The following is a 19,636-nucleotide window of genomic DNA, read 5'->3' on the forward strand; positions in this document are numbered from 1 at the left end:
CTACTTCTTGCCCACTCCCTACATTAAAAAATAATACATCGCCGGAGGGAATCGAACCCCCATCACAAGAACCGGAATCTTGTGTGATATCCATTACACTACGGCGACATTACAAAAAATCTTTAGTATTTACTTAATCAAATCGAACTATTGTGACACTGCATTAACAACTTCATATATAATCGAAATAATGTTCAATCAACTTGAACTTAATCATTGTACCAAAATCATGATTAATTTTCAATTGATGTTATCAAACGTTTTTAAACTCTCATGTAAAAAGTTTTATCACACTATTTAAAAAAGGGGAATAGTTTATTGAAACCATTAACCCCTTTTTATCTAGAATCGTAAAATATTATGGTGCATATACATCGTTATAAACTTCATATAATGATGTTTCAGCTATGGAATTGCCTTGACTATCTACTCTTTCAATACAGATAATTCCATATTTTGGTGCTAAGTAATACCACGTGGCACTTCCATCAGCATAACCTGTTTCTTCAATTGCTACCACTTCCTGATAAATGACACCATTCTTCTCATAAGTTGGTAAAATTGTCTTAACGGTTCGAAGATATTCATTATGATAGCCGGAGTAATATTGATAACCGACTGTCATATTACTCGATAAAATAAGTGATTCTTGCCCACTATTCACAAGGTTAGAATAACGTAAATCTTGAACTTCCCCATAATTCTCAACATGACCCAGTTCATATAATCCATTACTGCGCTGTTGATAAACATAAGCCATTGCTTGATCATTCATTAAAATAGCCACTTGAAAGAGACCATTTTCATCTGGAGTATATTCTAAGATTGTATATTGACTCTCATAATTATTACCAAATCCTGAATATTGATAATTATTAAACTGAGAATAAGGTATATAATCAGAAAACGTGCCTGAAATAGCAGGTAGTGAAGTTTGATTTAATTGAGGGTCATGTCCATGTTCCTGGGCAGCAATCGGTCCAGTTAATGTAACAGAAAACACTCCCCCTATTATGGAAGCAAAAAGCACACGCTTAAAAATATTTTTAATAAAAAAATGCATGCTCATTAGCCACCCCTCTTTTCTTTTTCTTCTATACACTCATTATAACATAATCAAATAAAAATGTGATTGAGTCTATCAAGAAAAAATCTTGAATAAAGTATGAAGATAGTGAATTAAGAAATTAAATTCTCAGAAAGTGTTAGCTTCACTAATAGTTCTTTTGATTTTTCAGGAATGGATATTTCATGTAAAAAATGATTGATTCGTTTCAATAATTCTCGTCGCGTAATAATCCCTTTGAAATTACCCTCATGATCAATCATACAGATAAAGTTTTGATCAACTAAATGGTGTAATATCTTTTCAAAAGGTTCGCCCTCAACAATCGTTACAGGATCTTTTTCCATGACATCTCGTATTAATATTTGATCCATTTTTTCAATTTCAATCGCCTCTACTGTTGTCACAGCATTAATCATCATCGGCATATTAATCAATCCCATTAATTTTGACTTAGTTGATAATACTGGAATCATGGAATATTTAACAGTCGAAAGAATTAACATCCCGTGACTTAAAGTATTGGTATCTAACACATGTGCTACATTATCAGCTGGTATTAATAATTTTTCAATAGGGTCCACAATTTGTTTTTCTAATAATGGATTAATCATTGACGCTCAAACACTTTCGTTAAATCTGTTAATAAATTCATAGAATCATCGTAGAACTCTACTTTATATTTCGTTGGCGTGATTTCCAAAATCGCATAGGTTTTATATGGAACTGGTCCACGAGAATGATTCAAACTGCCCGGATTAATCAATAACACTCCATCAACATATTCTGCATATAATTGGTGAGTATGTCCATGAAAAACAAATTTTGCATTGATATCTTTTGCTTCAGCTAATAATTCTTCATAACCACTATTCACACCATTTCGATGACCATGAACAACCAGTATATTTCCTGCTGAACTTTCAACTATCCGGCGATTAAAGTATTGTGGATCAAAGTCCATGTTGCCTGATACAACCACATCGACATTGTCCCAAATAGGATCGTCAGCTGGAAACTCAGAATCTCCACAGTGAAGAATTAGCTCTACTTCTGGACGATAATGTTCGATTAAATTATTTAATTTTGACCATCCACCATGATTGTCACTTATAATTAACCATTTCACTTACTATTCAACTCCTCTAACCATTCTGGCATTGCAGCCATCAATTTTTTAATCGCTTTACCACGATGACTAATCTCATTTTTTCTTTCAGCGGTCAGTTCAGCAAAAGTTTTCTGCTCACTTTCTACATAAAAAAGTGGATCATAGCCAAATCCTTCAGTTCCTTTTATTTCCTCTAAAATGATACCGTCAGCTTGACCTTCTACAACCAATGACGGCATCTTTGGATGAGCTAATACGAGACAACAAGTAAAATGTGCATCACGATGACTGTTGCCTTTCATATCGTTCAGTAACTTTTCATTATTCAAAGCATCATTACCGTGTTCGCCAGCATATCGAGCACTGAAAACACCCGGACGACCGTCTAATGTATCGACAGATAAGCCAGAGTCATCCGCCAAAACCATTGTATTTAACATATTGGCGATGGTTTCAGCTTTTAAACGTGCATTCTCTTCAAAAGTACTCCCTGTTTCTTCTACTTCTTCGATTTCTGGATAATCTAATAATGAGGTTACCTCTATCTTAAAATCATCAAATAATTTTGCAAACTCTGCTATTTTACCTTTATTATGACTCGCGATTAGTAGTTTCGACAACTTGATCACCTTCTATTTCACATTTTTTAATTGTTAGATTCGGCATATTTAACCAAGTTGTTGCCACCTCAGCAAATTTATCTTCTTCACCTGTAGTATAAACTTCGATCGTAGCCGGTCTATTTTTAGCGTCATGTGCTGAACGGCTAATATTGTAATAATCTAACATGGTACTGACTTCATTAATAGTTTCAACACCAGAATCAATTAAACGAACCTCTTCACCCATATATTCTCCAATAACTTTTTTCATAATCGGATAATGAGTACATCCTAAAACCAAAGTATCAACATCTTTTTCCTTAAAAATGTTCAAACGCTTTTCAACAATTATTTCAGTTTCGAGATCATTTATTTTATTTTCTTCAACAATCGCAACAAATTCTGGTACTGGCACACTCATCACTTTCAAGGAATCGGCTTTTTCTAAGATGACTTTCTCATATAAATTGGATTTAATAGTACCTTCAGTACCAATAATGCCAATTCGTTGATTTTGCGTTTCTTTTATAGCAGCCCGGCTACCAGCATGAATTACACCAATTACAGGGATAGATAATTGTTCTCTTAATTCACTCAATGCAGCGGCTGTTCCTGTATTACAGGCAATGACTAACATTTTAATTCCTTTATTTAATAAAAAACGGGTAAGTTGCCAAATAAATTTCTTAACTTCCTCTAAAGAACGTGGTCCATAAGGACATCTAGCACTATCCCCTAAGTATATAATGGATTCATTTGGTAATTGCTTGAGACTTTGTTTAACAACTGTTAAACCGCCAAATCCGGAATCAATAAATCCAATTGGTAATTCTTTCAATAATATACCTTCTTTCTTCGCATGTTGAATTAAATGCGCTCAAATTAAATTATATAACAAATCACTAGTTTTTCATAGTCAAGAAGATGCTACTAAAGACGGATTTTGTGACTCAGTATTGTTACGTTTTTAGAGATATCCAATATAATAAGTATAAATTTTATTATTGTAGTAAATTTTTTTAAACTCAAAACTATGTTCAAATCCATCTTTTGTTTCATGACGAAATAAAGTATAAAAATTGTCATCTGTTAAATTAATAATTCTCACAACCAAGGCACACATATTATCCCAATTAATATAAAAGTCTACCGGTTTGGCAAAACGGAGATAATCGTGTACAAATTTCTCTTGATTGATCATTTTTTCCTCAAAATATAAATCATACATACTATCACCTTACCCTTGTTAGTTACAAAACTAACACAAAATAACTTATTTGTCTAGAGTAAAATAACTTTAAATCAAGCGAGTATTTTAATTTTCTTATTAAGGGCTCTTTGTCAAATTCCGTGACCCACACCATTTGACAAAGAACTAGAAAAATACATCCAATTTTAGCCATAACGTATTCAAAACGTATTCAAATAAAAAAGAACCACATAGAAACATTGATATTTCAACATTTCTATGTGGTAAATTAAGATTAATATTAACCTAATTTGTTATAGTATTCAACAACGAATGATTCGTCGATTTCAGCCGATAACTCAGCACGTTGTGGTAAACGTGTTAAAGTACCTTCTAATTTGTCTGCATCAAATGAAACAAATTCTAAACGGCTAACAGTATTTTCTAAATTTTCTTTAACTAAAGCTAAATCTTGTGAAGATTCTTTTAATCCAATTACTTGACCTGGTGTTACTAAGTAAGATGGAATATCAACACGTTTGCCATCAACAGTCACGTGACCATGGTTTACTAATTGACGAGCTTGACGACGAGTGTTAGCAAAACCTAAACGGTAAACTAAGTTGTCTAAACGAGTTTCAAGTAATGACATGAAGTTTTCACCATGTTTACCTTCTTTAATTTTACCTGCTTTTTTGAATAAAGTGTAGAATTGACGTTCAGACATGCCGTACATATGACGTAATTTTTGTTTTTCTTGTAATTGTAAACCATATTCAGAAATTTTCTTTCTTTGGTTACCGTGTTGACCTGGTGCATAGTTACGTTTTGCGATTTCTTTACCAGTTTCTGTTAAAGAAATACCTAAACGACGAGATAATCTCCATGTTGGACCTGTATATCTTGACATTATAAATTCCTCCAATTATGTTGTTTTGGAGTAAAATAATCCTTTTGAAAAATCGAATGCGTGCATTTCAACTTCAATTTTCGCCTTTGCAGCCGCGGTTACTCATTGACCTAATAAGGGTTGAACTGTTGACGCGCTTTCTTTTTTCACGCTGCATTATTTTACACAAATGTTATTGTATCATAAATAGTGGCTAGATTGCAATGCTTGATTAGCAATTATTTTAATTTTTTTGCAAGTGAGTGGGCAAGATTTAAATAATTAAACGATTTTCCCTTCGTCTGCCTAACACCGTGCAGTTGAGAATGGGGAAAAGTTGATGCCTAACACATTTAAGCCGAAAGTTGACACCGCTCAACCACTGTGATCTACATTAACGACCAATAATTTGGCTTAGTTTAGCAAGTTAAGGCCCTGACTCTCTAAGACACAAATTGAATCCCCTAAACCACTGCGCTCTATATTAAGCAACAATACCTTGATCAAAATTATTAAGATTTGTGCTACTTTATTCAATATTTATTACTAAATTCATTACAATTTGTGCGGAAGCTTTACCTGCTACTACCACAAATTCATCGAATGAAATAGCTGCATCATCATCACCAGCATCACTAATTGCTCGGATAATGACAAATGGCACTTTTAATACATGAGCGGTTTGGGCAATAGCAGTTGATTCCATTTCACAAGCTTTTGCTTTAGGAAAATCAACGGCAATTTGCGCCACTTTTTCATGGCTATTAACAAATTGATCACCTGAAACAATTTGTCCAAAGATTGGTTCAATTTCTAATTGACGACAAACCTCTTTGGCTAATTGGCTATATTGTAAATCCGGATAATACAATGCCGGCATACCAGCCATTTGACCTTTTTCATAACCAAAACCAGTAACATCGACATCATGATAAGTTAAACTATCCGCGATCACAATATCCCCAACCTTCAAGCCGGTATGCACGCCACCAGCCGTCCCGGTATTAATAATTAAATCGACATTAAACTGTTGAACCAACAAGACTGTCGTAATGGTAGCGTTGACTTTTCCAATACCTGATTGAACTAAAATCACTTCTCGATTTTCCAAATAACCTTGATAAAAAGTTACTTGATGATGGGTAATTTCTTTTAATTTTGATAAATTTGCTTTAATAAGACGAATTTCTTCTTCCATTGCGCCAATAATTCCAATTTTCATCTGTTTACTCCTCAAAAATAGTTTAGCCTAAAAAGGCAATTAATAATACAGCTAACAATAATACACCAACAATGATGATACCATTGGTTAAAAACTGATCGATTTTTGCATGGTACTTCGCTCGTTTTCCTCTAACCCCTGGATTATCTTGCGCCAATTCATCAGAATAATATGTGTTAGTTGATGAGGCAATCGGTTCATAACCTTCTTCCTGATAATAAACTTGATAGTGATCATCTTGCGTCATCGAAGAATTATTATAAGATTGTTCATTATCTTCGCCATCATCTGGTGCCATATAATGATTGCCCATGTATCGATCCTCATCATTATTATCTGGATAATAATGGTTCTGTCTTAAGGAATCGTCATACAATGTTTGATTTTCATCTTCCCTAACTTGATGATAATTTTTAGAAAAATCCCAATCGTTCTCATCTGGCTCATTTTGATACAGTTGATTAGAATAATCATTAGTTCGGGTTGATGAATGTTCTTCGTTGTTAATATTTTGTTGTTGCTTGCGTTTAAAAAACATGTTGATCACTTCCATTTGTTATTGTGCTAACCAATATTGTAAAGCATAAAGTGTTTTAACATCGACTATTTTGCCTTGTGACATCATTTGACGAATTTCAGCTTTAGTAAACTCGTGTACTGTCACATTTTCATTTTCATCCTGTGGCAGTGGATTTTCAACTTTGGTTAAACCTGTTGCATGAAATAAAGTAATCTTTTCATCTAAATATCCTGGTGATACATAAAAAGAATTAACTTCTTGCCACTGCTCTGCCTGATAGCCCGTTTCTTCTTCTAATTCTCTTTTCGCTCCATCAATTGCTTGTTCTAAAGTTTCCGATTGGAAATCTAATATTCCTGCTGGAATTTCATAGATGTCTGCTACAACCGCTGGTCTGAATTGTTTCACTAAGACCACTTTATCTTCATTGGTTGCCAAAATACACACAGCTGGCAAATGGTGAATAATTTCGCGTTCAACAATGGCGCCATTTTCTAACTTTAATTGATTAACATAAAGCTGTAGTATGTGTCCATCAAAAATTTGTTCTGATGAAATTAATCGGGGGTCATTTAAGCTTTTAACTTTATTTTTATCAAATTGCATGAGACATTCTCCATTCATTATCGTTAGTTTCACTTTAACTAATTTTTTCGTTGGTTGCAACTAAACTCAATAAATTACACAAAAAAGCTGAATATAATTCATAAATTCTTATACAATCATCGCTACTATATCTCTACTTTTCTAATAAAATTTGTTAATAAGTATCGATAAAACAATTTTCGATTTGTTCATCGTTGATTTGGAGTAAGAATTTAATTTATTACAAAAGAAACTAAACGTCAGCGTTTTAGACTGATCAGTCCCTTGCAATAAGATAAGAAACCAAAAGACCAGACAGAATGTTATTTTTCTGTCCAGTCTTCAAACTCATTGATTCACTATTAATATGGATTTTCTGATGTTAACGTCACATCATACCATGGTGTATCTGCACCAATTTGAATATCATAGCCTTTAACACGATTATTAACCGCTACTACTGAATAACGATATAATGTTGGCATAAGTGGTAATTCATCCATAAAGTATGCTTGCCAATCATTGAAAGCTTTTTTACGGAATTCTTCATCGAATGATTCATCAGAATTAATTGCTTCTAATAACTTATCATTTTCTTCTGTTGCCCAACGTGGGAAGTTAAATGAAGCATTACGTCCAAATAGTCCTGTTGGGTTTGGATCGCCACCTGTACCCCATGCCCCTTGGAAGATTTGGATTTTTGGATCATCTGCTTTAAGAGCATCGTAGAATGAATTAAATTCCATTAATTGGCCGTCAACTAATTGGACATTAATACCAATTTCAGCCCAAGCTTGCATGTAGTACTCAGCTAATGGTTGAGCTGTTTCGCCACCAGTCATGGAAGCAAATCCTAATGTAAATGGTTCACCATTTTTATCTTCGATAAAGCCATCACCGTCTGCATCTGTATAACCTGCATCCGCTAAGATTTGTTTAGCTTTTTCTGGGTCATAGTTGTATCCTTCAATTTCATCATTGAAGTAAGCTGTAAAGTTAGGTGTTACTGGTGAAGTTGCTCTCCAACGTAAACCATGGTAGAATCTTTCACCAATTGCATCGTTATCAATCGCATAAGCCATTGCTTGACGAATTGCTTTATCTGCTACTACGACAGAATCATCAGGGACTACTTCATCGTTTTCAAATGTTCCTAATTTAAAGCCAATATAAGTATAACTATTACCAATTGTTCCTAAAACTTGGAAGTTTTCAGCATCTTTATAAGTTTCATATTGGTCAGCAGGTAACTCAGCAATATCATAGTTACCTGCTTGCATTTCAGCGACTGAAGTTGATGAGTTAACCACTTCAACTTGAACTCCGTCTAATTTTGGACGGCCTTTCCAGTAATATTCATTCGCTTCTAAAGTAACAGCTTCACCTGGAATGATCGATGTAACTTTAAATGGACCATATCCTACTGGTTTTTGGCGTACTGGCTCTGAATCTAACATATCTTTCACTTCGATACCTTCGAAGACATGTTTTGGTTGAATGTAGCTTGAAATCCCACCACCTGCTTGAAGCATTGAATTAGGGAAGTTTTCATAAGTAACTTTTAAGGTGTGATCATCTACGCGTTCTAAACCACTGATTTCTTCTGACTTACCTTCATGGTAATCTTTCATACCTACGACATTTTCAAAATCTTCACCATAACGAATACCTTGATAGTCTGGGTGACCGACTACATAATAAGGGAAGATAACATCATCAATCGTTAAATCTTCACCATCATCCCATTTTTGTCCTTCAGGAATGGTAATCGTTACTTGTTTATTTTCAACATCAAAATCAATTTTAGCAAAACCAGAATCATCAATGGTAAAGTTTTCATCATAACCATATAATCCTTCATCGAAGAATCCGATAATAGACCCATCTGGTGCGCCATCATAAAACATTGAGTTTAATACACCGGCGAAAGGAGATTCAGAAACTAAAGCATAACGTAAAACGCCACCTTCAATTGACTCCTCATTATTTTCAAAAGTCGTATTCAATTGTACATTCGTTTGAGCAGAAACAAACGGTACCATTGAATTAGCTGCGATTGAACTAATTGCTAAAGCAGAAGCTCCTACAGCAAAAGTTTTTGTTAAAGATTTTTTCATACTATCCCTCCAAAATAAGTAAAATAATCTTACAAGTTTCATGATAGCGTAAGTTTATGATAAAATCAAGAAATTCAATTAGAGGTTTCCAACCATTTTAATAGTATTATTATTTTTAATAGTACCCTTTTTCAAAAAATTGCTCAATACACTTAGAAAGTAAGAAAATAACTCATAAAAAATAGAGGACTCTTACGAGTCCCCTGTTGGAGGCAACATTATGTTAATATGGTGCGTCTGCTGTAAGAGCTACGTCAACCCAAGTTAAATCTGATCCGACTTTGATATCGTAGTTTTTAACACGGTTGTTAACCCCTACCACACTATATCTGAATAATGTTGGGATCACTGGTAATTCTTCCATGAAGTAAGCTTGCCAATCATTGAAAGCTTGTTTACGGAATTCATCATCAAATGAATCATCAGAGTTGATAGCTGCTAATAACTTATCATTCTCTTCCGTAGCCCAACGAGTGTAGTTAAATGATGCAGTACGTCCGTATAATCCAGTTGGGTTTGGATCACCACCGGTTCCCCATGCACCTTGGTAAACTTGAATTTTTGGATCATCTGCTTTAAGAGCATCGTAGAATGAATTAAATTCCATTAATTGGCCGTCAACTAATTGAACATCGATACCCACTTCTGCCCAAGCTTGCATGTAGTATTCTGCTAATGGTTGTGCGGTTTCGCCACCAGACATTGAAGCAAATCCTAAAGTGAATGGTTCACCATTTTTATCTTCAATGAAGCCATCACCATCTGCATCAGTATAACCTGCATCAGCTAAGATTTGTTTTGCTTTTTCTGGGTCATAAGTATATCCAGGTAATTCAGCATTATAGTAATCTTTAAAGTTTGGTGTAATTGGCGCATTTGCTCTCCAACGTAAACCTTGGTAGAATCTTTCGCCGATAGCATCGTTATCAACTGCATAGGCCATTGCTTGACGAATGGCTTTATCTGCTGCTACTAATGATTCATCAGGAACGTTTTCGCCATCTTCTAATTTTCCTAACTTAAATCCAATATAAGTATAGGCATTTTGTACATCACCTAAGACAGTGAAGTTTTCAGAATCTTTGTAAGAGTCGTAAGAGTCAGCTGGTAAAGAGGCAATATCGTAATTACCTGCTTGCATTTCAGCAATTGCTGTTGATTGGTTAACCACTTCTAATTGAACACCATCAATTTTTGTGCGACCTCTCCAATAATATTCGTTCGCTTCATAGGTAACGGCTTCACCTGGTGTAATAGAGGTTACTCGGAAAGGACCGAAACCAACTGGTTTAGTACGTACTGGTTCTGAGTCTAGTAATTCACCAACCGGAATGTCTTTAAAGACATGTTCTGGTTGAATATAAGATGATATCCCACCACCCGCTTGTAACATTGAGTTAGGGAATTGGTTATAAGTTACTTTTAATGTGTAATCATCCACACGTTCCAAACCGCTAATTTCTTCAGCTGAACCTTCGTGATACTCTTTCATTCCCACAACGTTTTCAAAATCTTCGCCATAACGAATACCTTGATAGTCTGGGTGACCTACTACATAATATGGCCAAATAACATCATCGATTGTTAAGTCTTCACCATCGTCCCATTTTTGACCTTCTGGAATAGTGATGGTAACTTGTTTGTTCTCTACGTCAAAATCAACTTTAGCAAAGCCTGAATCATCGATGGTAAAGTTTTCATCATAACCATACAATCCTTCGTTAAAAAAGCCAATAATCGTTGCGTCTGGGTTACCTTCATATAGCATGTTATTTAACACACCTGAAAATGGATCCCCTACTAATGCATAACGTAAAGTACCACCTTCAATTTCTTCAGCATCATTTTTTATGGCTGTTTCTAATTCAACATTCGATTGTGCAGAAACAAGGGTAAGTGAAGAATTAGCAACAACAGAGCCAAGTGTTAATGCCGATAATGTTAAACCGGCAAGTTTTCTTAAAGAATTTCTCATAATGTTCCCTCCAAAAAATTTATAAATAAAACTTTATACTGTTATATTAACCGATGCAAACGATAAAAGCAAGAAAAAAGTTAAAAATAAATTAAAAAAATGTGAAAATACGTATTTTCAACGTCTTTTTATTAATGAAAGCTTATTAAATCGATACTTTTCTAATTTTCTCATTATTTCATTTTATTAATGATACTTTTAATCTAGTTCTCATTATACTTATCATAATTAATTTTTTTAAAAAAAGCTGGATAAAATTTAAATGAACACCCTTGTTAAATAAACAAGAAGCATTCATTAAATTTTACCCAGTCTCAACTTGCCTTATACCATCGTTGATTGGCACAGAACAATCATTTATTTAAATTGGTGTGATTCCCACTAAAATCCAATGGAGAATTGAATTTAAAGCGTAATTCTAAAATTTTTGCTGCTATGCTTCGCTCCATCAATATTCCACTAGCTAAAACTAATATTGGGAGTGGAACAAAAGTAGTGTCTGCCCACCCATCGCAAAATGGAGTTGGCCGCAAACAAGTCATTAAGACGAAATTTGATGCCACTTAAGCAATGTGTTATTAATTAACGAACCCTAACTTGTCTGAATTTATCAAGTTGATGCCTAACCTCTTTTTAAAGAATCTTATTTTATTGAAACTTCATTGACTCTTAGTCAGGTTGTTGGGTTAACAATACGGGTCCATCCGCTGTAATGACTAAAGAATGTTCATATTGCGCACAATAACCACCATCGCGCGTACGGGCTGTCCATCCATTATTATCCATTTTCATTTTCCAAGTACCGGTCGTAATCATCGGTTCAATGGTAATGGTCATCCCCTCTTTTAGTCGAAGACCTTTTCCAGGTAAGCCATAGTGTGGAACTTGTGGATCTTCATGAATCGTTGGACCAATACCATGTCCAATAAAATCACGCACGACCCCAAAACCTTCTCCTTCCGCATACGATTGAATAGCATGCCCGATATCTCCAATGCGATTACCAACTTTAGCTTCAGCAATCCCACGATACATTGCTTCTTTCGTCACTTCCATTAAGCGTTGATGCTCGTCACTAATTTCTCCTACAGCATAACACCAACAACTATCTGAAATAGCACCATCCAAATCGACACAGAAGTCTACTTTAACAATGTCGCCTGATTTTAATTTATAATTTGAAGGGAAGCCATGACAAATTTCATCATTTACACTTGTACAAGTTGCGAATTCGTACCCTTCATAACCAATTTGAGCTGCTACTGCGCCGGCTCCTTCAATTTTTGCTTGAACAAACTTATCTATTTCAGCCGTCGTTACACCTGGTTTAATGAAATCTCTTAGTGCAACATGAATGGAAGCTAGTAACTCTCCAGATTTTTTCATTGCTTCAATTTCACGTTCTGATTTTAATGTAATCATTTATGTTTATTTCTCCTTCTTCCATGTCATTCTTATATGACACGCTTCTTTATCCAATGTTTTATTATATATGATTTGATCCGTTTGTACAAATTCATTTGGTTTTGATTGGTAATTTAACAATTTCGGCTCATGTCCCGATAAGACTTCATTGCCAAATTTAACCTCTACAACGGTTAATTCATGACCTGATGCTGATAAACGCTCTCTTATTGCATTATAAGCCCATCGCAAGTAGACTAAGTTATTAACATGTTGATTGCCATCAATATCACTTGGTAGAATTTCCAAGTCCTTTTCACTTACTTTTTGCGCATTTTCAGGTACTTTTAATCGGCTAAAATTCACTTTAATTTCGGCGTTTAAATCTAACAATTCAGGTAATGTTTCATAATTCAGTCTCACCATCTTACGTGAAATAAAATCAATCGCTGCAAATTGAAAAAATAAAGTCATTAATTCTATATCGTCAGCTTCCACCACAAATTGACGTGTGATGAAAAAACGATTTGCCTCTATCACATGGGTACTTATTTTAATTTCTTGATTAATCTCTGGCCATTGATGAATCACCATCCGATTTTGGGTAATAACCCATGTTTGCTGATCATTAATGATATACTCATCCGCATTTAGTGTCTGTTTGACTGCTTGATCATGAGCATCCGATGTCGTTAACACTAGCTTTAATACTTTGGTCAAATCCGCTTGTTTTGAGCCAGGATACAAGGCTGCTTGTTCTGATAGTAGATACGTGTTGCTATAGGGTTTGGTATATTGCTTAAGACTCATGTTTTTTCACCTCGATACAAGTATTATAACGCTCTTTCAATAATTTTGACAAATTTGTTTAAAATTATTTATTAAATGATACTGGCAATATAAAAAGCCGAGAAATAAATCTCGGCTTGCAATCTTATTTAAATGATTAAATATGGATTGGGTGACCTAAAGCTAATTCAGCTGCATCCATAACAGTTTCTGCTAATGATGGATGTGAGTGAATGGTTAATGCTAAATCTTCGGCATTTAATCCACCTTCAACCGCAAGTGTTAATTCAGCGATTAAATCAGAAGCGTTAGCCCCTGCTACTTGTGCGCCAACTAAAACATTATCTTCTTTAGTTGTTACTAAACGAACAAATCCGCTAGTTGCGTTTAGTGATAACGCACGTCCATTACCTGCTAATGGGAATTTAGAAGCTTTCACGTCTAAACCAGCTTCTTTAGCTTGTTCCACTGTATAACCCACTGAAGCTAATTCTGGATCAGTGAAACATACTGCTGGCATAGCAACGTAATCAACGGCACTTGGTTGTCCACTGATAGCTTCCGCCGCTACTTTTGCTTCGTAAGAAGCTTTATGCGCTAAAGCAGCACCAGGAACAGCGTCTCCAATTGCAAAGATATTATCTTTATTGGTACGTCCTTGTTTATCAACGTTAATTAAACCACGTTCACCAATCACAACACCAGCAACTTCTAAACCACAGTTATCAGTGTTTGGACGACGTCCTACAGTTACTAAACAGTAGTCAGCTTCCACTTTATGTTGTTTACCGCCCACTTCATAAGTAACCGTTACACGATCGCCATTAATTTCAGAGTTTAAAGCCATTGCGTTGGTAATAACGTCAACACCTTTTTTCTTGAACTCTGATTCAACTAATTGTACCATGTCTTTTTCAAATGTCGGAATAATTTGGTTTGATCCTTCTAAAATAGTAATTTTCGTACCAAAGTTTGCAAAGGCACCTGCTAATTCAGAACCGATGTATCCACCGCCGATAACCACCATTTCTTTAGGAATTTCAGTTAATGCTAACGCACCTGTTGAATCAATCACACGTTCACTGAATTTAAATCCTTTGATTTCGATTGGCCGGCTACCTGTTGCAACAATCGCATTTTTGAATGAATATGTTTGTGCGGAATCGCCATTGATAACACGTAAAGTATGATCATCAACAAAGAAAGCTTCTCCTTCAATGATTTCAACTTTATTTTTCTTAAGTAACATACGGATACCGCCAGTTAATTTACCAACAACTTCTTTATCTTTCCATTCTTGAGTACGTTTGAAATCAACGGTAATATCTTTCGCCATTACACCAAAGAAATCTCCGTGTAAAGCATTATGATAAGTATGTCCGGCACTGATTAATGCTTTTGAAGGAATACATCCTACGTTTAAACAAGTACCACCAATGTAATCTTTTTCAATGATGGCTACTTTTTGTCCTAATTGAGAAGCACGAATGGCAGCAACATATCCACCAGGGCCAGAACCAATTACGACTGTTTCTAATTCAATTTCGAAATCTCCAACTACCATAATTTACACCTTAACCTTCCATTAATAATAATTCTGGGTTAGCAATTAAGCGTTTGAACTCATTCATTGCTTTTTGAGCAGTTGCACCATCGATAATACGGTGGTCATAGCTTAATGATAATTTTAACATACGGCCTACAGCTAATTCACCTTCAGCATTAACGATTGGTTCTTGAACGATACCACCAAATCCTAAAATAGCTACTTCAGGATAGTTGATAATTGGTGTAAACCATTTACCACCTGCTGAACCTAAGTTAGAAATAGTGATTGAGCCACCGTTCATTTCATCAGCAGTTAATTTACCTTCATGAGCTTTTCCAGCTAAATCAGTAATAGAATCCGCAATATCAAACATTGACTTAGTATTAGCGTCTTTAATAACTGGCACGTATAGACCACGATCTGTATCGGTTGCAATACCAATATTATAGTAGTTTTTGTATACAACTTCATTCGTTGCGTCATCAATTGAAGCATTTAATGCTGGATATTTCTTAACAACTGCTACTAATGCTTTAACAGCATAAGGTAAGAATGTTAATTTAGTATCGCGTTCAGCTGCCACTGTTTTAAATTTCTTACGGTGATCCCATAATGCAGATACTTCCACTTCATCAAAGTGAGTAACATGTGGCGCAGTATGTTTAGACGTTACCATTGCTTTAGCAATTGCTTTACGCATTGGTGTCATTGGTTCACGAGTTTCTAGATCTGATAAATTAGATGTATAAGGTTTAGCTGGTGCTGCTTGTTGTGCAGGAGCGGCAGTACTTTGAGCCGGTGCTGATGGTGTAGAAGCAACTTGAGCTGTTGGTGTTGCCACTGCTGCTGAACCATCAAAGTTTTCAACGTCTGCTTTTGTTACACGACCATTGGCACCTGTACCAGGCACTAATGAGATGTCAATTCCTTTGTCACGTGCTAATTTACGAACAGAAGGCATTGCTAATACACGACGATTAGGATCTGCTGCTGCAACTGGAGCACTTGCAGTTGTTGAAGTTGGTGCTGATGCAGTCGCTTGAGTTACTGCTGGTGTTGCTGTTGATGCTTCTGGGACATGTCCTTCAGCTGCGATTTCAACTAGTACATCACCTACAACTGCTACTGTTCCTTCAGGAACCACAATCTTAGTAATGGTACCAGATACTGGTGATGGGATTGATTCAACAGACTTATCGTTTTGGATTTCAACTAAAACATCGTCTTCATTGATATGGTCGCCTTCTTTTACTGGCCAAGATGCTACTTCACCTTCGACGATTCCTTCACCTAATTCAGGTAATTTGAATTGGAAAATGCCTGCTGCTGGTGCTTGCGTATCTGCAACTGTTACTTCAGCCGCTGCTGGTGCTTGCGTATCTGCAACTGTTACTTCAGCCGCTGCTGGTGCTGCTGGGGAAGTTGCTGGTGCTTTATCTTCGTGACCTGGCGCATCGATTTCAACTAATACATCCCCTACAACTGCTACTGTTCCTTCAGGAACATGAATTTTTAAGATTTTTCCAGATACTGGAGAAGGAATAGATTCAACCGATTTGTCGTTTTGGATTTCAACCAAAACGTCATCTTCTTTAATCTCGTCGCCTTCTTTTACTGGCCAAGATGCTACTTCACCTTCGACAATACCTTCGCCAAGTTCAGGTAATTTGAATAAAAATGCCATGATTTTTGTCTCCTTTTAATTTTCATAATGAGATTGACCAAAGAGGTAAAACGTGTTTACCTCTAGTCAATCGCTTCGTATAATGTCTATTAGAATTCGTAAGTTTTACGTACTTGTTCTTCAATATCTGTTGCATTTGGTAACCAATCTTTTTCAGCTTGACCAAATGGGAAGATAGTATCAGGAGCTGCAACAAATCCGATTGGTGCTTCTAAGTCTAAGATTGCACGTTCAGAAATTTCAGCAATAACACGTGCACCTACACCCGCTTGACGTTGTGCTTCTTGAACGACAACTACGCGATTAGTTTTTTGAACTGTTGCTAAAATAGCTTCTAAATCTAATGGCGAAACGGTACGTAAATCCATTACTTCAACTGAAATACCATCTTTTTCTAAGTTTTCAGCTGCTTTCAATGCCTCACGAACCATCGCTCCATAAGTGATAACAGAAACATCTGTACCTTCTTTAACGATATTCGCTTTACCTAAAGGAATTGTATATTCTTTTTCAGGCACTTCTTCACGGAATGAACGGTATAATTTCATATGCTCTAAGAAGAACACTGGGTCATTATCACGAATTGCAGAGATTAATAAACCTTTTGCATCATATGGATTTGAAGGGATTACTACTTTAATTCCAGGTGATTGTGCTAATAAACCTTCTAAGTTATCCGCGTGCATTTCTGGAGTATGTACCCCACCACCAAATGGTGCACGGAAAGTAATAGGCATTTGACGTGAATTACCTAAACGGTAACGTGTACGAGCCGCTTGACCTACAACAGAGTCCATTACTTCAAAAACGAATCCAAAGAATTGAATCTCTGGAATTGGACGGAAACCAGTTAATGCTAAACCAACCGCTAAACCACCAATACCTGATTCTGCTAAAGGAGTATTAAATACGCGGTCCTCACCGAATTCGTCTTGTAAACCTTCAGTGGCACGGAAAACCCCACCGTTTTTACCAACGTCTTCACCGAAAATTAATGTACGGTCATCGTTACGCAATTCTGTCGCTAATGCTTGAGTAATTGCTTGGATCATAGTTAATTGAGCCATTATTTATTCTCCTTTGCTTCGAATTTTGCGATTTGTTCTTGTAAGAACACGTCTGGAGTTTCAAACATATTTTTTAAGAAGTCTGAAACTTTTTGTTTTGGTTCTTGATCAGCTAATTTAATAGCTTCTTTAATTTCTTCTCGTGTACGTTCAATTACTTCGTCTTCTTTTTCTTTAGACCATAAACCTTTGTTTTCTAAGTATTTACGGAAACGAATTAATGGATCTTTTGCTTGCCATTCATCTTGAACACCTTCTGGTTGATAACGAGTTGGATCGTCTCCAGACAATGTATGTGGTCCGAAACGATAACAAATTGTTTCAATTAAAACGGGTCCGTTACCTGCTAAAGCATATTCACGAGCAGCTTTAGTTACGGCGTAAACAGCTAAAATATCCATACCGTCCACTACGATACCAGGAATACCTGCAGCAACTGCTTTTTGAGCTAATGTAGGCGCAGCTGTTTGTAATGAACGTGGTGTTGAAATAGCCCAACCATTATTTTGGATGAAGAAAATAGCAGGAACTTTATAAGAACCAGCGAAGTTAATTCCTTCATAGAAGTCACCTTGTGATGAACCACCGTCACCTGTCCAAGTTGCAACAACGGCATTTTTACCGTCACGTTTTAATCCAAATCCAACACCCATTGCTTGAATATATTGAGCACCAATGATAATTTGTGGTGGATAAGCATTTAAATCTTTATCAAAAGTAGAACCTGCAACGTGTCCACGAGACCATAAAAAGGCTTTATGTAATGGTAAACCATGTTTAATTAATTGAGGAACATCACGGTAACCTGGCATGATATAATCTTCACGTTCTAACGCATTGATAGATCCTAATTGAGATGCTTCTTGTCCTGCTGTTGGTGCATAGAAACCTAAGCGACCTTGGCGGTTTAATGCTGTTGAACGTTCATGTAAAATACGTGACCAAACCATATCCTCCATCAATTTAACTAATTCATCATCAGATAATTCAGGTAATAAATGTTCGTTTACTACGTTACCTTCTTCATCGATGATTTGTACAGTGCTAAAATCGAAGTTATTTGGATCTAATAACTTTTCGAATGAAACAGTAGTGTTCTTATTTGCCATACTTGTACACTTTCCTTCCTTTTTTTAATGCGAAATAAAACAGCCCGAATTTCTGTTATTATCTCTATTTCCATAATTTAATGTAACACTAACGCTTCGTAAATGCAAGTATAATATAGCTTACATCATTGTTATAATAGGCTTTCAATCGACTTTGTGATATGAACCACATATTAATTCTTTTAATTATATGTTAAATAAAAACTCTTACTTTTTCATAAATAAAGCATTGGCTTTTGTTTACTCTGTTATAAAACAAATTTTAAACTGTTATATTTTTCATAGATTTCATAAATTTTCAAAGAAGATTTTGTGAAACATAATTAAAATTCAATATAATTTGTGAAGAAATGTTTTTACTATTGTAATTAACAAAAAAGAAGTGAGCTAGAAGAAGAAAATCATATGATTTTCCCTACGACTGCTCACTTCCTACTAGTTGCGTTGCGATTAATAGTTAATTTTATGTTTATTCATTTATCCAGTGACTGTCAAGACAACATCCGCAATCCTATTTCTGTCGCTTACGTCTAGTTCATTTCGTTACCTACTCTTGCTCTTCTTCGGTTTTTTTGACAATTAAACCTAGTCCGACTAGTACCGATAAAGCAGCTGCAGTGAAAATGGATGTGTTTACTTTTTCACCAGTATTTGGTAAAACAGCTGCATATTCCACTTTATCTACTGGTTTAGTTTTAGCATCCGTTTCCTTTTCTTTAGAAGGTGTTTCTTCTTCTTGACCTGGTCCTTCTTCTTGG

The 19,636-nt window shown here is 35.5% G+C and carries 19 protein-coding genes and 1 tRNA gene; all 20 read right to left on the minus strand.

From position 1 onward, the window contains the following. Nucleotides 1–36 precede the first annotated feature (36 nt). A tRNA-Arg gene (locus tag GSA01S_RS04315) sits at nt 37–108 on the minus strand. A 250-nt stretch (nt 109–358) separates the two neighbouring features. Continuing rightward, entirely contained in the window at nt 359–1,069 is a 711-nt protein-coding gene (locus tag GSA01S_RS04320) for a hypothetical protein (protein ID WP_066125209.1), read from the minus strand. Nucleotides 1,070–1,179: 110 nt separating this feature from the next. Next, nucleotides 1,180–1,680 (minus strand): cyclic-di-AMP-binding protein CbpB, encoded by a 501-nt coding sequence (cbpB, locus tag GSA01S_RS04325; protein WP_066125211.1) that lies wholly within the window; start codon nt 1,678–1,680, stop codon nt 1,180–1,182. After that, nucleotides 1,677–2,195 (minus strand): YfcE family phosphodiesterase, encoded by a 519-nt coding sequence (locus GSA01S_RS04330; protein WP_066125214.1) that lies wholly within the window; start codon nt 2,193–2,195, stop codon nt 1,677–1,679. Before GSA01S_RS04330 ends, cbpB begins: the two co-directional genes overlap by 4 nt. Further along, on the minus strand, nt 2,192–2,806 hold the full coding sequence (locus tag GSA01S_RS04335) for an XTP/dITP diphosphatase (RefSeq protein ID WP_245631272.1): 615 nt from the start codon (nt 2,804–2,806) through the stop codon (nt 2,192–2,194). The genes GSA01S_RS04330 and GSA01S_RS04335 overlap by 4 nt, the downstream gene beginning before the upstream one ends. Beyond that, nucleotides 2,769–3,617, minus strand: coding sequence for a glutamate racemase (gene racE / locus GSA01S_RS04340; RefSeq protein WP_066125218.1), 849 nt, complete (start codon nt 3,615–3,617; stop codon nt 2,769–2,771). Before racE ends, GSA01S_RS04335 begins: the two co-directional genes overlap by 38 nt. Nucleotides 3,618–3,746: 129 nt before the next feature. Next, nucleotides 3,747–4,007 (minus strand): hypothetical protein, encoded by a 261-nt coding sequence (locus GSA01S_RS04345; RefSeq protein ID WP_066125220.1) that lies wholly within the window; start codon nt 4,005–4,007, stop codon nt 3,747–3,749. Nucleotides 4,008–4,269: 262 nt separating this feature from the next. After that, nucleotides 4,270–4,878, minus strand: a complete 609-nt coding sequence (gene rpsD / locus GSA01S_RS04350; protein WP_066125221.1) for a 30S ribosomal protein S4 — start codon at nt 4,876–4,878, stop codon at nt 4,270–4,272. Between the two features lie 508 nt (nt 4,879–5,386). Beyond that, the gene (locus tag GSA01S_RS04355; RefSeq protein WP_066125223.1) at nt 5,387–6,079 is read right to left on the minus strand and encodes a 5'-methylthioadenosine/adenosylhomocysteine nucleosidase; all 693 of its coding nucleotides are present in this window, start codon (nt 6,077–6,079) and stop codon (nt 5,387–5,389) included. Nucleotides 6,080–6,101: 22 nt separating this feature from the next. Further along, nucleotides 6,102–6,617: a hypothetical protein gene (locus GSA01S_RS04360; RefSeq protein ID WP_066125225.1), complete on the minus strand. Its 516-nt coding sequence runs from the start codon at nt 6,615–6,617 to the stop codon at nt 6,102–6,104. An 18-nt stretch (nt 6,618–6,635) separates the two neighbouring features. Further along, nucleotides 6,636–7,205 carry an NUDIX hydrolase gene (locus GSA01S_RS04365; protein ID WP_066125227.1) on the minus strand — a complete coding sequence of 190 codons (570 nt, stop codon included), beginning with the start codon at nt 7,203–7,205 and terminating at the stop codon, nt 6,636–6,638. A 341-nt stretch (nt 7,206–7,546) separates the two neighbouring features. Next, a complete protein-coding gene (locus tag GSA01S_RS04370) occupies nt 7,547–9,301 on the minus strand; it encodes an oligopeptide ABC transporter substrate-binding protein (protein ID WP_066125228.1) in 1,755 nt (584 codons plus the stop codon). Between the two features lie 223 nt (nt 9,302–9,524). Then, on the minus strand, nt 9,525–11,276 hold the full coding sequence (locus GSA01S_RS04375; protein WP_066125230.1) for an oligopeptide ABC transporter substrate-binding protein: 1,752 nt from the start codon (nt 11,274–11,276) through the stop codon (nt 9,525–9,527). Between the two features lie 669 nt (nt 11,277–11,945). After that, entirely contained in the window at nt 11,946–12,698 is a 753-nt protein-coding gene (map, locus tag GSA01S_RS04380; protein ID WP_066125232.1) for a type I methionyl aminopeptidase, read from the minus strand. Between the two features lie 6 nt (nt 12,699–12,704). Continuing rightward, a complete protein-coding gene (locus GSA01S_RS04385; protein ID WP_066125233.1) occupies nt 12,705–13,490 on the minus strand; it encodes an acyl-ACP thioesterase domain-containing protein in 786 nt (261 codons plus the stop codon). 136 nt (nt 13,491–13,626) lie between these two features. Next, entirely contained in the window at nt 13,627–15,033 is a 1,407-nt protein-coding gene (gene lpdA / locus GSA01S_RS04390) for a dihydrolipoyl dehydrogenase (protein ID WP_066125235.1), read from the minus strand. 10 nt (nt 15,034–15,043) lie between these two features. Continuing rightward, the gene (locus GSA01S_RS04395) at nt 15,044–16,702 is read right to left on the minus strand and encodes a dihydrolipoyllysine-residue acetyltransferase (protein ID WP_066125237.1); all 1,659 of its coding nucleotides are present in this window, start codon (nt 16,700–16,702) and stop codon (nt 15,044–15,046) included. An 89-nt stretch (nt 16,703–16,791) separates the two neighbouring features. After that, nucleotides 16,792–17,769 carry an alpha-ketoacid dehydrogenase subunit beta gene (locus GSA01S_RS04400; protein WP_066125238.1) on the minus strand — a complete coding sequence of 326 codons (978 nt, stop codon included), beginning with the start codon at nt 17,767–17,769 and terminating at the stop codon, nt 16,792–16,794. Next, entirely contained in the window at nt 17,769–18,878 is a 1,110-nt protein-coding gene (pdhA, locus tag GSA01S_RS04405) for a pyruvate dehydrogenase (acetyl-transferring) E1 component subunit alpha (RefSeq protein ID WP_066125240.1), read from the minus strand. The genes GSA01S_RS04400 and pdhA overlap by 1 nt, the downstream gene beginning before the upstream one ends. 547 nt (nt 18,879–19,425) lie before the next feature. Beyond that, nucleotides 19,426–19,636, minus strand: a 211-nt coding sequence (locus GSA01S_RS04410) for an LPXTG cell wall anchor domain-containing protein (RefSeq protein ID WP_157064769.1), incomplete at its 5' end; no start/stop codon positions are given.

It is taken from the genome of Globicatella sanguinis NBRC 15551 (assembly GCF_001552295.1).
Classification (GTDB): Bacteria; Bacillota; Bacilli; order Lactobacillales; family Aerococcaceae; genus Globicatella; species Globicatella sanguinis.

Coding starts and splice junctions, on each gene's coding strand:
- GSA01S_RS04360 (WP_066125225.1), bottom strand. CDS start 6,617: ATGTTTTTTAAACGCAAGCAACAACAAAATATTAACAACGAAGAACAT.
- rpsD (WP_066125221.1), bottom strand. CDS start 4,878: ATGTCAAGATATACAGGTCCAACATGGAGATTATCTCGTCGTTTAGGT.
- GSA01S_RS04345 (WP_066125220.1), bottom strand. CDS start 4,007: ATGTATGATTTATATTTTGAGGAAAAAATGATCAATCAAGAGAAATTT.
- GSA01S_RS04385 (WP_066125233.1), bottom strand. CDS start 13,490: ATGAGTCTTAAGCAATATACCAAACCCTATAGCAACACGTATCTACTA.
- GSA01S_RS04400 (WP_066125238.1), bottom strand. CDS start 17,769: ATGGCTCAATTAACTATGATCCAAGCAATTACTCAAGCATTAGCGACA.
- GSA01S_RS04395 (WP_066125237.1), bottom strand. CDS start 16,702: ATGGCATTTTTATTCAAATTACCTGAACTTGGCGAAGGTATTGTCGAA.
- GSA01S_RS04320 (WP_066125209.1), bottom strand. CDS start 1,069: ATGAGCATGCATTTTTTTATTAAAAATATTTTTAAGCGTGTGCTTTTT.
- cbpB (WP_066125211.1), bottom strand. CDS start 1,680: ATGATTAATCCATTATTAGAAAAACAAATTGTGGACCCTATTGAAAAA.
- lpdA (WP_066125235.1), bottom strand. CDS start 15,033: ATGGTAGTTGGAGATTTCGAAATTGAATTAGAAACAGTCGTAATTGGT.
- GSA01S_RS04355 (WP_066125223.1), bottom strand. CDS start 6,079: ATGAAAATTGGAATTATTGGCGCAATGGAAGAAGAAATTCGTCTTATT.
- GSA01S_RS04365 (WP_066125227.1), bottom strand. CDS start 7,205: ATGCAATTTGATAAAAATAAAGTTAAAAGCTTAAATGACCCCCGATTA.
- GSA01S_RS04370 (WP_066125228.1), bottom strand. CDS start 9,301: ATGAAAAAATCTTTAACAAAAACTTTTGCTGTAGGAGCTTCTGCTTTA.
- map (WP_066125232.1), bottom strand. CDS start 12,698: ATGATTACATTAAAATCAGAACGTGAAATTGAAGCAATGAAAAAATCT.
- GSA01S_RS04375 (WP_066125230.1), bottom strand. CDS start 11,276: ATGAGAAATTCTTTAAGAAAACTTGCCGGTTTAACATTATCGGCATTA.
- pdhA (WP_066125240.1), bottom strand. CDS start 18,878: ATGGCAAATAAGAACACTACTGTTTCATTCGAAAAGTTATTAGATCCA.